Here is a 14,364-nt window from a genome sequence, read left to right as displayed (position 1 = left end):
ATACGTAATACAAAAACTAAGGTAATGCCGCATGGCGCAAATTTTTAAAGCAAAGAAAAAACCACTTAAACAGCAAACACTCACGCTAAATATTACGGCCATGGATCATCAAGGGCGGGGCGTTGCTAAACACAACAATAAAGTGTGCTTTGTAAGCGGCGCTTTAACGAATGAGAAAGTAACGGCAAGCCTAATAGAAGATAAAGCCAAATACAGCAGTGCAAAACTGGTTAAGGTTATTAATGCAAGTGATTCGCGCACGCAGCCTTTTTGTCAGCATTATAACCATTGTGGTGGTTGTCAGTTACAGCACCTAGATATAAATCAGCAAGTGGTTGAAAAGCAGACTGCAGTGACGCAATTATTTAAAAAGTTTGCCAAATTAAGCGACTTAAATTGGCAAGCGCCTTTGCTAAGTAAGCCCATTCATTACAGGCGTAGCGCCCGAATTGCCGTAATGTATGATAAAGCCGCTAAAAAAATGCGAGTTGGGTATCGTGCGCCTAGCTCTAAAAATGTGATTAGTATTGAGCAATGTGATGTGCTTAGTGAGGCATTTACTAACGTATTTAGTATTTTTGAAACGCTTATTAATCAATATAAAGCGCTGCACAGTATAAGTCATTTACAGTTATGTCAAAACGAAGCTGGGAACTTTATTGTTATTCGCCATACTAAAGCGATAGCAGATGAAGCCAAAAGCTATGTACAAGAGGCGGCAAATTTACAGCAGTGGTTAATTACTTGGCAAGACAACAGCGATGTTATAGAGCAAACTCACTTACCTACGCCTTATTATTTTTTAGAAAAGTTTAATTTAAAGTTCGAATTTGGCCTTGGTAATTTTATTCAAGTAAATGATGAAGTTAACCAAGCTATGTTAGCGCAGTCTGTAAATTGGCTTAACTTGCAAGGAAACGAGCAGGTATTGGATTTATTTTGTGGTATTGGTAACTTTTCATTAGTGCTTGCTCAGCATGCTAAATCGGTTATTGGCGTAGAAGGGGTTACATCGGCGGTTGCAATGGCGACGCAAAATGCGCACACTAACTCTATTACTAATGCACACTTTCATTGTTTTGATTTAACGCAAAAAATTGAATCAGCGCAATGGTTTAATAAGTCGCTAGAGGTATTAGTATTAGACCCTTCTCGTACCGGTGCTATGGCTGTTTTAGAGCAACTTCCTTTAAAGCAGTTTAAAACCATTTTATACGTTTCTTGCGATCCTGTTACTTTAGCCCGTGACAGTGCAATTATTTCGCAAGCAGGTTTTGAAGTTACTAAAATTGGGCTAATGAATATGTTTCCGCATACAGGACACATAGAAACAATGGCGTTATTTCAACGGAGGTAAAGCGTTTTATGGTCGCTACACGTCAATCACATCAGCAGGACGACACAGGTGACTTTGCTACTAGCCTAAAACAGTTAGCGTTATCGCAAGATAAAATAACGCTACTAAACAAAGCGCAAGCATTGTGTGTTACATGTGACAACCAAGCACGGCAAAACACGGCCATCGAAATGGTCGAGATTTTAGCCGAGCTTAATTTAGATGCAGAATCTCTTGCAACCGCGTACCTCACGCATTACTACTTAAACGACTTAGTGGACCTTGAAACCGTAGAAGCACAACTTGGCAAAAATGTAGCCATGCTTTTAACTGGGGTTGCACAAATGGCCGCTATTAGTACTTTATCTCACCAAGGTAAAGGCACTATGCAGGTAGATAACATTCGTAAAATGTTACTTACCATGGTTGAAGATGTGCGCGCGGTTGTAATTAAACTTGCCGAGCAAGTGTGCCATTTACGTAACGTAAAAAATGGCGATGAAGAAGAGCGTGTTATTGCCGCTAAAGAAACCGCCGATATTTTTGCCCCGTTAGCAAACAGGTTAGGTATAGGGCAGCTTAAGTGGGAACTTGAAGATTTATCGTTTAGGTATTTACACCCCGACACCTATAAAAGCATTGCTAAACAACTTGATGATAAACGCCTTGCTCGTGAAGCCTATATGGAAGATATGGTTGAGCAAGTAAAAGCGCGCCTAAGCGAAGCCGGCATTGAGGCACAAGTGTATGGCCGCCCTAAGCATATTTACAGCATTTATAAAAAAATGCAGCAAAAAAACTACGAGTTTGATCAGCTGTTTGATATTCGGGCAATGCGCATAGTGGTTGAACGCCTGCAAGATTGTTACGGCGCGCTAGGTATTGTTCATACTAATTGGCGCCATCTTAATAAAGAGTTTGACGACTACGTTGCTACACCTAAACAAAATGGCTATCAGTCAATTCATACTGTGGTATTTGGCCCTGAAGGAAAAACCGTTGAGATACAAATACGTACCAGCGAAATGCATCAAGATGCTGAGTTAGGCGTTGCCGCGCACTGGATGTATAAAGAAGGCGCCCTACCAGGGCGTGGTTCAGGTTATGAGCAAAAAATTAGCTGGTTGCGCAAATTACTACAATGGCAAGAAGAAGTGGTCGATGGGGGCGATTTAGCTGAAGAGCTTAAAAACCAAGTTGTAGAAGACCGTGTTTATATATTTACCCCAAGTGGCGATATTATTGATTTACCTGTTGGCGCTACACCGCTTGATTTTGCTTACTACATTCACTCAAATGTAGGACACCGCTGCATAGGGGCGAAAGTATTTGGCAAAATAGTACCGTTTACGCATCAGTTATCTACGGGCGATCAGGTCGAAATACTTACACAAAAGCAGCCTAATCCAAGCCGCGATTGGCTAAATCCATCGCTTGGCTATATTAAATCGTCGCGTGCACGGGCTAAAATCCATCATTGGTTTAAGCAGCTCGACCGCGATAAAAATTTAAGTGCCGGTAAAGAGATTCTTGATAACGAACTGCAAAAGCTAGATTTAACCTACAAAGATTTAGACCCAGCTATTAAGCGCTTTAACTTCAAAGAACTAGATGACTTAATGGTTGCCATAGGCGCAGGCGATGTACGCTTAAATCAAATGCTTAATTTTGTAAGCGACCGTACCGAAGAAGAGCCTGTTATTCGTTTTAAAGCGCCCAGTAAAGTAACCGGCGATAAAAACGGAATAGTGGTGGATGGTGTAGGCAGCTTAATGAGCCACGTAGCTAAGTGTTGCCGCCCAGTCCCTGGCGATAAAATAATTGGCTATATTACACAAGGCCGAGGCATAGGCGTGCACCGCGAAGATTGCGATGCATTTAACAACTTAAAAGAGCAGCACCCAGAGCGCGTTATATCGGTGAGTTGGTCAGATGAAATAAACGGCTCTTATGCGCTAAGTATAAAAATTGAAGCAAGCGACCGCTCAGGTTTAATCCGCGATATTAGCTCTGTACTGGCTAACGAAAAAGTAAATGTGATCAACATGAACGTCAATACCGTTGGGGCCGATCAGTTAGCAGTATTTACTATGCAAATAGAAGTGCATGACCTATCGGGCACAAACCGGGTTTTGTCAAAACTACATCAAATTGAAGGTGTGCACAGTGCCAAACGAAACCAATAAAGTGGCTGATACCAACGCACTCGAGCAGCTACTCGGTATTATGGTGGCGCTTCGCGATCCTACAAACGGTTGCCCGTGGGATCGCAAGCAAAATTTTAAATCGATTGTGCCACATACATTAGAAGAAGCTTTTGAAGTGGCCGATTGCATAGAGTCAGGTAATTTGAATGAGCTTAAAAATGAGCTGGGTGATTTACTATTTCAAATCGTTTTTTACGCACAGCTTGCCAACGAGCAGGGACTGTTTGATTTTAACGATGTGGTTAGTGAGCTAAATAGTAAGCTAACCCGTCGCCACCCACATGTTTTTAGCAACAAGCAAGCGTTGACCGATGAGCAATTAGCAACGCAATGGCAAGCAATTAAAGCACAAGAACGCGCAACTAAAGTACAGCCAAGCAAAGCCTCACTTTGGCAAGATATACCCACTAATATGCCAAGCTTAGCTAAAGCCAAAAAAATTCAGCAACGTGTTGCCGCACTTGGTTTTGATTGGCCAAGCTACCACGGAGCACTAGATAAAGTAAGTGAAGAAGTACTTGAAGTAAAAGAAGCGCTTGAGCACGACTCTTTATCTGATCATACAGCAGAAGAAATAGGCGACTTATTATTTGCCACAGTAAATGTGGCTCGCCATGTTAAACGCGACCCAGAGCAACTGCTTAGGCAAGCCAATGCTAAGTTTTCGGCACGTTTTGAAAAAGTGCAAGGTTACTTAATTGCAAAAGGTAAAAGCTTAGAGAGTGCCACGCTTGATGAAATGGAGCTGGCATGGGAAGCGATTAAAAAAGCAAAATAAAATTAATGTTAATCAACGAACATTTTTTGTGCGCGTAAAGGCTATTTTTAACTGGATTGCTCAACGCTGTTTTGGTACAATTTCGCCCCGTCTTGATGATATACCCAGAGTCTCTTTCTCGGGTGTTATATTCCTTTTAATTCCTGATATTCTAGGGTTCGCATGAGTACAAAATTTATCTTCGTTACTGGCGGGGTTGTTTCTTCGTTGGGTAAAGGTATTGCAGCAGCGTCATTGGCAGCTATTTTAGAGGCCCGCGGTTTAGATGTTACCATTTTAAAGCTGGATCCTTACATAAACGTTGACCCAGGCACAATGAGCCCAATTCAACACGGTGAAGTATACGTTACAGAAGACGGCGCCGAAACGGATCTTGATTTAGGTCACTACGAGCGTTTTATTCGCACCAAAATGACCAGCCGCAACAACTTCACACAAGGGCGAGTGTACGAAGATGTACTACGTCGTGAACGCCGTGGTGAATACTTAGGTGCAACCATTCAGGTTATTCCACACATCACAAACGATATTAAGCAACGTGTATACGACGGTGCTGAAGGTCATGATATTGCGATTGTAGAAATTGGTGGCACTGTAGGTGATATTGAATCACAACCATTTATTGAAGCAATTCGTCAGTTAGGTACAGAAATTGGCCGCGAACGCGCGCTATTCATTCACCTAACGCTAGTGCCATTCTTAGGCCCTGCAGGCGAAGTAAAAACCAAACCAACACAGCACTCAGTTAAAGAGTTACGCTCTGTAGGTATTCAGCCAGATATTCTTATTTGTCGCTCAGACCGTAAATTGCCTAACAATGAACGTGCAAAAATTGCACTGTTCACAAACGTTGAAGAAAAAGCGGTTATTTCGCTTCCTGACGTAGACAGCATTTACAAAATTCCTGCGTTATTAAAATCACAAGAGCTAGATAACTTTGTGTGTCGTCGTTTCCATCTTGACGCGCCAGAAGCTGATTTGGCTGAATGGGAACAAGTGCTTTATCAAGAGTCTAACCCAACTGGTGAAGTAACAATTGGTATGGTTGGTAAGTACATTGAACTACCAGATGCATACAAATCAGTTAACGAAGCACTAAAACATGCAGGTCTTAAAAACCGTTTAACCATTAATATTGAATACGTTGACTCGCAAGACCTAGAAAGCAAAGGGGTAGAATTACTTTCTCACCTAGACGCTATTTTAGTACCTGGCGGCTTTGGCGGCCGTGGTGTTGAAGGTAAAATTTTAGCGGCTAAGTATGCCCGTGAAAACAAAGTACCTTACCTAGGTATTTGTTTAGGTATGCAAGTAGCACTTATTGAATACGCACGTAATGTTGCAGGTTTAACCGATGCTAACTCAACTGAGTTTAATAGTAACTCACAAGCACCTGTAGTGGGCTTAATTACAGAGTGGCTAGATGCTGAGGGTAACATTGAAGTACGTGATGAAAAATCTGATTTAGGTGGCACAATGCGTTTAGGCGCACAAAAATGTCATTTAACGCCGGGTTCTAAGGTGCACGAAGTGTACGGCAATACAGAAATTATTGAACGTCACCGTCATCGCTACGAAGTAAACAACAACTTTGTAGAGCAATTAGAACAAGCTGGCTTAAGCTTTACTGGTTTATCAGAAGATAAAAAACTAGTAGAGATTATCGAAAATAAAGATCACCCATGGTTTATTGCCGCACAATTCCACCCGGAATTTACGTCAACACCACGTGATGGTCACCCGTTATTTGAAGGGTTTGTAGCAGCCGCTCATACTCATCAAAAAACGTCTTCGTAATTAAAAAAAGCCGTGCATATTGCACGGCTTTTTTGTCTAAAGGGCTGACTAAAAGATATAAAACGTAGTAAAGTTAGCTGAACTCACCATTTTGGGAATATAGAGGAATCAAGATGTCAGAAATCGTAAAAGTAATTGGTCGCGAAATTATGGACTCGCGTGGTAACCCTACTGTTGAAGCTGATGTATATTTAGCTGATGGTTCTTGGGGCCGAGCTGCCGCTCCTTCAGGTGCATCAACAGGTACTCGCGAAGCACTAGAGCTACGTGATGGTGACAAAGCCCGTTACTTAGGTAAAGGCGTATTAAACGCAGTTGGTTTTATTAACAACGAAATTGCTGATGCGCTAAAAGGCCAAAATGCATTAGAGCAAAGTGCTGTAGATAAAGTAATGCTAGATTTAGATGGCACTGAAAATAAAGAAAAACTAGGTGCAAATGCTATCTTAGCGGTATCACTAGCGACTGCAAAAGCCGCTGCACAATTTAAAAAAGTTGAGCTGTACGAGCACATCGCAGACCTAAACGGTACACCAGGTGTTTACTCAATGCCATTACCTATGATGAACATTATCAACGGTGGTGAGCACGCAGATAACTCTGTAGATATTCAAGAATTTATGATCCAACCTGTTGGCGCTGCAAACTTCCGCGAAGGCCTACGTATGGGCGCTGAAGTATTCCACAGCCTTGCTAAAGTATTAAAAGCAGACGGCCACTCTACTGCGGTAGGTGATGAAGGTGGTTTTGCACCAAACCTTGCATCAAACGAAGCGGCGCTTGCTGCCATTAAAACAGCTGTAGCAAACGCAGGTTACGAGCTAGGTAAAGATATTACACTGGCTATGGACTGTGCAGCATCTGAGTTTTACGACAAAGAAGCAAACATTTACGACCTTAAAGGTGAAGGTAAAAAGTTCACTTCAGAAGAGTTTAACTACTTCTTAAAAGAGCTAACTGAGCAATACCCAATTGTATCTATTGAAGATGGCTTAGATGAGTCAGATTGGGATGGCTTTGCACACCAAACTAAATTATTGGGCGATAAAATCCAATTAGTAGGTGATGATTTATTCGTAACTAACACTAAGATTTTAAAACGCGGTATTGATAACGGTATTGCTAACTCAATCCTAATTAAATTTAACCAAATTGGTTCACTAACTGAAACGTTAGCAGCAATCAAAATGGCTAAAGATGCAGGCTTTACGGTTGTTATTTCACACCGCTCTGGCGAAACTGAAGATGCAACAATTGCTGATTTAGCAGTGGGTACTGCTGCAGGCCAAATTAAAACAGGTTCATTGAGCCGTTCTGATCGTGTTGCTAAGTACAACCAACTTCTTCGCATTGAAGAAGCGCTAGGCTCTAAAGCACCTTACAATGGTCTAAAAGAAGTTAAAGGCCAGTAATAGTTACTTTAACCTTAGTTAAGGTAACTATTTAAGTTGATATATAAATCCCCGCACAAGCGGGGATTTTTTTATGGCTGCTAAGCTAATTTAAATAAGTTATAACTTTTAGGCGTTTAGCCCCTAAAAATGATTAAGTATTATTGCGGATTGGTATAACCCCTGTACTATTTGCGTTAGTGGCATATAAAAAGTAGTGAGCTTAGCTTATAAACGTTATTAAAGCTGAAACTGCTGCTTTAAAATAGCCCCAGTAAAACTGGTTTTTAAATAAAAACCACGGGGTAAGGTTTTTATAATTTGACCATTTGGGCCAATGGCATCGGTCACAATTTTGCTATTCGCGGCTTTTGGACGAATTTGCATTGCATCCCCTAAATGGCCTGATATCTCATCCACTCGTCCAAGTGCAATCAACTCCATTTGTTCTTCCCAGTCTCGTTGTAACAGCGCATCTTGCTCAGGTGTTGGTTGCCACAAAAAACCACTGCCTATGGTTCTATCAAATGGTGCAATATCGCGCTCACTCAATATAGGCAGCCATAAAACATGATTTAACTTTTTACGCACAGCGCTTGTATGCCATGTCATCCCAGTTACGCCTATAAGGGGGGTCACCGAAACAAAAGTGGTTTCTAAGGGTTTTCCTTTATACGAAATTGGCAGTGTTTTTAATTCAATGCCTAAATCTTCAAAGTCGGGAAGGGGTTTCGAGCCTGCAGTAGCACCTAATACGTATTCAATAAGTTGTCCGGTCCAGCCTTTTTCGCGTAATAGATCGTCAGGGGTTTTAAAACTGTATTGAGAGGCTAGTTGGCCTAATGTTAATCCGGCAATAGCATTAACGCGTTGCATTAAGTCATTAATTGAATGGGGTTTTGTTGGTCGCATGCTACTCATTTATCTTGAATAATTAACAGCAGCATGATAGCAAAACCCCACTGAGGTGGATATCTTTGCTTTTGGTTGTTTTTTATACGCACTGTGTGTGGTGCTATTTTGCTCACTCAAAAAAGTCACAATTTAACTGTAAGTGACTGACAACCTTTGATATTTTTACTCAACTTATTCAGTTTTAATTAAGTTAGTAAATTCTACATGGGATAAATACAACAATATAAACATGTTTATCCACAGAATCTGTGGAGAAAGCGAGTATTTAGATCTTCTATTGTGGACTTGTTTGCAAAATAGCCTTGTTTATAAAAAGTTATACACAAGCTGTGAGTAAATAGCACTAAATATAATAATCAAGGCATAGCTTTACTTTTTTTGCTAAAAGTTGCGTGAATTAAGGGTTATTTTATCCTTGTAATTACTCAGTGCTAATTTAACGTTAAGTCGTTATGCACAGTGTAAATAGTAAACTTACTATTGGCTGGGGATAATAGTGTTTGCCGAATTGCAGCTAATGTGGAACAATCATTAAAAATCGACTTACAAATGAGGCACTAAGGTGATTGATGCCGAAGGTTTTCGTGCCAATGTCGGAATTGTAATTTGCAATAATCAGGGACAGGTTTTTTGGGCTAGACGTTACGGTCAACATTCTTGGCAATTTCCCCAAGGTGGTGTTGATGACGGAGAAACACCCGAACAAACCATGTACCGTGAATTACACGAAGAAGTAGGTTTGCGACCAGAAGATGTAGAAATAGTTGCAAGCTCAAAACATTGGTTACGCTATAAATTACCCAAGCGATTAATTCGCCGCGACTCTAGTCCGGTATGTATTGGGCAAAAACAAAAATGGTTTTTATTAAAACTGCGTTGTAAAGATGAAGATGTAAACTTGCTTAAAACACATCATCCCGAGTTTGATGATTGGCGCTGGGTGAGTTATTGGTACCCGGTAAGGCAAGTAGTGTCGTTTAAACGCGATGTATACAGGCGGGTGATGAAAGAGTTTGCACCCTTTGCTATGCCTTTTAATAAAAGAGAACATCATAAAGAACAGTGGCGACACAAAAGGTAGTAGCATAATTATAAAATAAGGAGCAGGTAATGCTGGCAACACTTAGAACTATTGCTGAGTCTGTTTCGCAACAAGCGAATTTAGACAGTGCCTTAGTGTGCTTTGTGAAAATGGTTAAAGAGGCCATGAAAACCCAGTGCTGCTCTATTTATTTTGCCGACTACAGCCAAGATAACTTTGTACTTATGGCAACCGAAGGGCTAAACCCCGATGCCGTAGGCAAGTTTAGAATTGGTTTTACCGAAGGGCTTGTTGGTTTAGTCGCTCAGCGTGAAGAGCCCATTAATATTGCTTTTGCAAAATCTCATCCGCGTTTTAAGCTCTCCCCTGAAGTAAACGAAGAAGGTTACAATGCCTTTTTATCTGTACCTGTGGTGCATCAAAAAAAGGTATTGGGCGTTATTGTTGTACAACAAAAAATGGCGCGGGTTTTTAGCCAAGACGAAGAGTCGTTTTTAATTACGCTTTCGGCCCAGCTGGCCTCACAACTTGCGCATGCTGAAATAAAAGAGCTTTTACGCCAAGACGAATCATCACACCAAACCTCAGTGCTCAAAGGGGTGTCGAGTGCGCCAGGTATTGGGATTGGGCAAGCCTTTGTGGTACTCCCTAAGCTTGATTTTAAATCTATAGAGCTAAAAAGAGACCCAAATAGTGCCGAGCAGAAACGTTTGTTTACACAAGCTGTTGCAGCTACCCGCAAAGAATTTAATACCCTATCGATGACCTTGAGTGACTCAATCCCGCGAGAAGCACTCGCAGTATTTGATGTATACCAACAATTACTTGATGCCAAAAGTTTAGGCCACAATGTTGAGGTACAGTTACAAGAGGGCTGGTGTGCAAAAAGTGCCTTAAAAATTGTTATTGAGCGGCTTATTTCACAGTTTAATGCTATGCAAGACCCCTACATTAAAGAGCGCGCAGTTGATGTAAAAGACATTGGCCTCAGGGTATTACACCACCTTGTAAACACAGAGCACGCGGTAAAAGATTACCCGCCCAATACCATATTAATTGCTAATACCTTAACGCCCGCCATGCTGGCTGAAGTACCTAATGGGCATTTAGCCGGCGTTGTTAGTGTGAATGGCTCAGCCAATAGCCATGCCTCTATATTAACCCGTGCTATGGGGATACCGGCTATTTGGGGTATTGAAGATTTACCCTTATTGCAATTTGATGCCAAACCAATGATATTAGATGCCTTTGCTGGGCGTTTATATATTTCTCCTTCGCAGGTATTACTCGATGAATACGCACAGTTAAAGCACCAAGATAAACTACTCAATAACCGATTTTTAGCAGAACAAAGTGCACAGTCGGTTACCTTAGATGGTGAGCAAATCAACTTAATGCTCAATGCAGGGCTTGAGCTTAATACCGAACAAAGCAGTGCGCATATTTGCGATGGGGTAGGGCTTTATCGTACCGAAGCATGGTTTATGCAAAAAGGGCAATTTCCATCGCAGGCTGAACAAGAAAACTGGTATAGGGAAGTGCTAAAAAGCTATCACCCAGCGCCTGTGATTATGCGCACCCTAGATATTGGTGGTGATAAAGTTTTAGATTACTTTAATATTACCGAAGAAAACCCCTTTTTAGGGTGGCGCGGCATACGCATAAGCCTTGATCATCCAGAACTGTTTTTAGATCAGCTCAAAGCCATGTTAAAAGCAAACATAGGCTTAGGTAATTTAAAAATAATGCTGCCTATGATTAGCGGCACAGAAGAAGTAGACGAAGCGCTTGCGTTATTTGAGCAAGCTTATTTTGAATTAAGCGAAAAGTGCCCAAATCAAAGTTTAGAGCGCCCAGAAGTAGGCATTATGCTTGAAGTACCCTCGAGTATATTTATGCTCGATGAGTGGGCAAAAAAAGTCGACTTTTGCTCAGTAGGCAGTAACGATTTAACGCAATACTTACTTGCTGTAGATAGAGCAAATGCGCGCGTTGCTCAGTTATTTAACCCATACCACCCCGGTGTGTTAAGGGTATTAAATAAAGTAGCTAAAGAATGTAATAAACACAGCTTACCTTTTAGTTTATGTGGCGAGCTAGGCGGCGAGCCAGAGGGCGCAATTTTACTTATTGCCATGGGCTATAGGCATTTAAGTATGAACATGTCGTCGTTAACGAAAGTAAAGTGGATTTTAAGACGCTTAAACATCAACGATATGCAGCAGTTACTTGCAGAGTGCTTAGTGCAATCAAACGCTAAACAGGTACTGCGCTTAACGCGTAACTTTATGATTGAACACCAATTAGGCGATCTATTCTACACCGCTAAATAATGCGGCGCTTAAAGATGCTATTAACTTTATAATCCTTTACTATAGGCATACGAAAAGGTATTTGAGAACACTATGTATGACTTAGCTTTACTCGTGGCCAGTTGTGCGCTACTTGGCTGTGTAGTTGGCTTTTTAGCAGGGCTATTAGGGATAGGCGGCGGTTTAATTATTGTGCCTGTTTTAAGTAGCTTATTACTAATGTTTGATGTTACTTCACCTGATCACGTATTAGTTATTTCTATTGCTACTTCGCTTGCCTCTATTTTATTCACATCTACTTCTTCAGTAATGGCTCATCATAAAAATGATAATGTACCTTGGCAAATTGCGCCTTGGGTAATGTCGGGTGTAGGCTTTGGTGCGTTAATAAGTGGATTTGCCGCAAGCTTAATACCCGAACAAGCATTACGCAGTGTGTTTGCAGTGAGTGTTGTGTTTATTGCCGGCAGAATGGTGTTGGCATCAAGCAGTAAACCGCTTAAAGAAAAATCGTTACCGAAAGGGCCAATTTTAGGAAGCATTTCTGCCCTTATGGGTGCGCTTTCTGGTTTAATAGGTATTGGCGGCGGCGCACTTATTGCTCCTATGCTAAATTACTTTTCGGTTGATATAAAAAAAGCGATAGGGTGCGCATCAGCATGTGGCATTGTTATCGCGCTATTTGGCTCTATTGGTTATATAAGCGCAGGGTGGCAGGTAACCGATTTAGCGCACGGGTTCGCAGGGTTTGTATACTTACCTGCATTATTTGGTATTGTAATAACATCGTGGTTTGTGGCGCCTTTAGGGGCTAAAGCAACTCATTATTTACCTGTTACTATAATAAAGAAAATTTTCGCGGTGTTGCTTGTGCTCATCGCACTTAAAATGGTTTTTAGTTAAAGGTTAATTTATGGCACTTGAGTTTCCTCAAATCGATCCAATCATTTTTTCTGTTGGACCGCTAAGCGTACGTTGGTACGGTTTAATGTATTTAATTGGTTTTGCATTTGCGATGTGGTTTGCTAATCGTCAAGCCGAAAAACCTAACTCTGGTTGGACTAAAGAGCAAGTAAGCGATTTGCTTTTTTACGGCATGCTAGGGGTTATTTTAGGCGGTAGAATTGGTTACGTATTGTTTTATCAGTTTAGCTACTTTTTAGAAAATCCATTTTATTTATTCAGAATCGACCAAGGCGGAATGTCCTTCCACGGTGGTACGTTAGGTGTAATAACCGCTATTATACTTTTTGCAAAAACCCGTAAAAAATCACTGTTTGCAGTGGGCGACTTTGTCGTGCCGCTTGTACCTGTGGGGTTATTAGCAGGGCGTATTGGTAACTTTATAAATGGCGAACTATGGGGCCGCGTAAGCGATGTGCCATGGGCAATGGTATTTCCAACGGGTGGGCCGCTAGCGCGTCACCCATCACAGTTATACGAAGCCTTTTTTGAAGGGCTAGTCCTGTTTTTAATTTTAATATGGTTTATTAAAAAGCCTCGTCCTGCAGGCAGCGTAGCCGGTGTATTTTTATTAGGGTATGGCGTATTTAGATTTTGTATTGAATACTTCCGCCAACCCGATGCGCAGCTTGGCCTATTTGCCGATTTTATTTCAATGGGGCAAATACTCTCTTTACCTATGATAATTGGTGGCCTAGGGCTATTAATTTGGGCGTATAAAAAACCGCAACCTGTAACAGCAGCAAAGGCATAGTAAAACATAACATGAAACAATATTTAAAATTATGTCAGCGCATCGTTGACGAAGGTGTATGGGTAGAAAACAAACGCACAGGCACGCGCTGCTTAACCGTTATTAATGCCGATTTAGAATACGATGTAGGTAATAATAAATTTCCTATGATCACCACCCGTAAAAGTTACTACAAAGCCGCTATAGCCGAGCTTTTAGGCTATTTGCGCGGGTACGATAGCGCAGCGCAATTTCGCGATATAGGCTGTAAAACCTGGGATGCAAACGCAAACGATAATAACGCATGGCTAAATAACCCTAATCGTAAAGGCGAGGACGACATGGGCCGCGTTTATGGTGTGCAAGGGCGTAATTGGCAACGCCCAGATGGCTCAACGCTCGATCAGCTTGCTAAAGTAATAAATAACTTAAAAAACGGGATTGATGACAGAGGTGAGATAATTACCTTTTATAATCCTGGTGAATTTGAGCTTGGTTGCTTGCGCCCATGTATGCACACGCATACGTTTTCGCTGCTTGGCGACACGCTGTACTTAACATCGTATCAGCGCAGCTGCGATGTGCCTTTGGGCCTTAATTTTAATCAAATTCAGTGTTTTGTATTACTGGCATTAGTAGCGCAAATTACCGGCCATAAAGCAGGCAAGGCGTATCATAAAATTGCTAACGCGCACATTTACGAAAACCAGTTACCGTTAATGCGCGATGTACAGTTAAAGCGTGAGCCGTTTGACTCACCACAATTAAATATTAACCCAAACATAAAATCACTAGAAGATATAGAAACATGGGTAACACGAGACGATTTTGAAGTAGTAGGCTATCAATGCCACGAACCAATCCAATATCCGTTTTCAGTATAATAAGAT

Annotated in this window: 11 protein-coding genes; 10 read left to right on the top strand and 1 reads right to left on the bottom strand. The window is 41.3% G+C overall.

Features of this window, described 5'->3' with window-relative positions:
- The first annotated feature begins 31 nt into the window (after positions 1–31).
- The 5 genes from rlmD (at position 32) to eno (ending at position 7,530) form a co-directional block, all read left to right on the top strand.
- Complete coding sequence (rlmD, locus tag QUE46_RS12395; protein ID WP_286245005.1) at positions 32–1,357, top strand: 23S rRNA (uracil(1939)-C(5))-methyltransferase RlmD; 1,326 nt, start codon at positions 32–34, stop codon at positions 1,355–1,357.
- An 8-nt stretch (positions 1,358–1,365) separates the two neighbouring features.
- A complete protein-coding gene (relA, locus tag QUE46_RS12390; protein ID WP_055015363.1) occupies positions 1,366–3,522 on the top strand; it encodes a GTP diphosphokinase in 2,157 nt (718 codons plus the stop codon).
- A 1-nt stretch (position 3,523) separates the two neighbouring features.
- The gene (gene mazG, locus QUE46_RS12385; protein ID WP_286247764.1) at positions 3,524–4,321 is read left to right on the top strand and encodes a nucleoside triphosphate pyrophosphohydrolase; all 798 of its coding nucleotides are present in this window, start codon (positions 3,524–3,526) and stop codon (positions 4,319–4,321) included.
- Positions 4,322–4,483: 162 nt separating this feature from the next.
- Positions 4,484–6,118, top strand: a complete 1,635-nt coding sequence (locus QUE46_RS12380) for a CTP synthase (RefSeq protein WP_286245004.1) — start codon at positions 4,484–4,486, stop codon at positions 6,116–6,118.
- A gap of 113 nt (positions 6,119–6,231) precedes the next feature.
- Complete coding sequence (gene eno / locus QUE46_RS12375) at positions 6,232–7,530, top strand: phosphopyruvate hydratase (RefSeq protein WP_286245003.1); 1,299 nt, start codon at positions 6,232–6,234, stop codon at positions 7,528–7,530.
- A gap of 219 nt (positions 7,531–7,749) precedes the next feature.
- Here the strand turns inward: eno and mutH are convergent, their stop codons facing one another.
- Entirely contained in the window at positions 7,750–8,421 is a 672-nt protein-coding gene (gene mutH / locus QUE46_RS12370) for a DNA mismatch repair endonuclease MutH (RefSeq protein ID WP_286245002.1), read from the bottom strand.
- A gap of 565 nt (positions 8,422–8,986) precedes the next feature.
- On the opposite strand from mutH, the gene rppH reads away from it, so the two are divergent.
- The 5 genes from rppH (at position 8,987) to QUE46_RS12345 (ending at position 14,358) form a co-directional block, all read left to right on the top strand.
- Entirely contained in the window at positions 8,987–9,505 is a 519-nt protein-coding gene (gene rppH / locus QUE46_RS12365) for an RNA pyrophosphohydrolase (protein ID WP_004586239.1), read from the top strand.
- A gap of 29 nt (positions 9,506–9,534) precedes the next feature.
- A complete protein-coding gene (gene ptsP / locus QUE46_RS12360; protein ID WP_286245001.1) occupies positions 9,535–11,799 on the top strand; it encodes a phosphoenolpyruvate--protein phosphotransferase in 2,265 nt (754 codons plus the stop codon).
- Between the two features lie 72 nt (positions 11,800–11,871).
- Complete coding sequence (locus QUE46_RS12355; protein ID WP_286245000.1) at positions 11,872–12,681, top strand: sulfite exporter TauE/SafE family protein; 810 nt, start codon at positions 11,872–11,874, stop codon at positions 12,679–12,681.
- A gap of 10 nt (positions 12,682–12,691) precedes the next feature.
- On the top strand, positions 12,692–13,495 hold the full coding sequence (gene lgt / locus QUE46_RS12350) for a prolipoprotein diacylglyceryl transferase (RefSeq protein ID WP_286244999.1): 804 nt from the start codon (positions 12,692–12,694) through the stop codon (positions 13,493–13,495).
- A gap of 11 nt (positions 13,496–13,506) precedes the next feature.
- A complete protein-coding gene (locus QUE46_RS12345; RefSeq protein ID WP_286244998.1) occupies positions 13,507–14,358 on the top strand; it encodes a thymidylate synthase in 852 nt (283 codons plus the stop codon).
- Positions 14,359–14,364: the final 6 nt, after the last annotated feature.

The organism is Pseudoalteromonas sp. MM1 (genome assembly GCF_030296835.1).
GTDB lineage: Bacteria > Pseudomonadota > Gammaproteobacteria > Enterobacterales > Alteromonadaceae > Pseudoalteromonas.
This window is presented reverse-complemented; position numbering and strand designations above follow the sequence as displayed.

Coding starts and splice junctions, on each gene's coding strand:
- rlmD (WP_286245005.1), top strand. CDS start 32: ATGGCGCAAATTTTTAAAGCAAAGAAAAAACCACTTAAACAGCAAACA.
- relA (WP_055015363.1), top strand. CDS start 1,366: ATGGTCGCTACACGTCAATCACATCAGCAGGACGACACAGGTGACTTT.
- QUE46_RS12380 (WP_286245004.1), top strand. CDS start 4,484: ATGAGTACAAAATTTATCTTCGTTACTGGCGGGGTTGTTTCTTCGTTG.
- eno (WP_286245003.1), top strand. CDS start 6,232: ATGTCAGAAATCGTAAAAGTAATTGGTCGCGAAATTATGGACTCGCGT.
- mutH (WP_286245002.1), bottom strand. CDS start 8,421: ATGCGACCAACAAAACCCCATTCAATTAATGACTTAATGCAACGCGTT.
- ptsP (WP_286245001.1), top strand. CDS start 9,535: ATGCTGGCAACACTTAGAACTATTGCTGAGTCTGTTTCGCAACAAGCG.
- QUE46_RS12355 (WP_286245000.1), top strand. CDS start 11,872: ATGTATGACTTAGCTTTACTCGTGGCCAGTTGTGCGCTACTTGGCTGT.
- lgt (WP_286244999.1), top strand. CDS start 12,692: ATGGCACTTGAGTTTCCTCAAATCGATCCAATCATTTTTTCTGTTGGA.
- QUE46_RS12345 (WP_286244998.1), top strand. CDS start 13,507: ATGAAACAATATTTAAAATTATGTCAGCGCATCGTTGACGAAGGTGTA.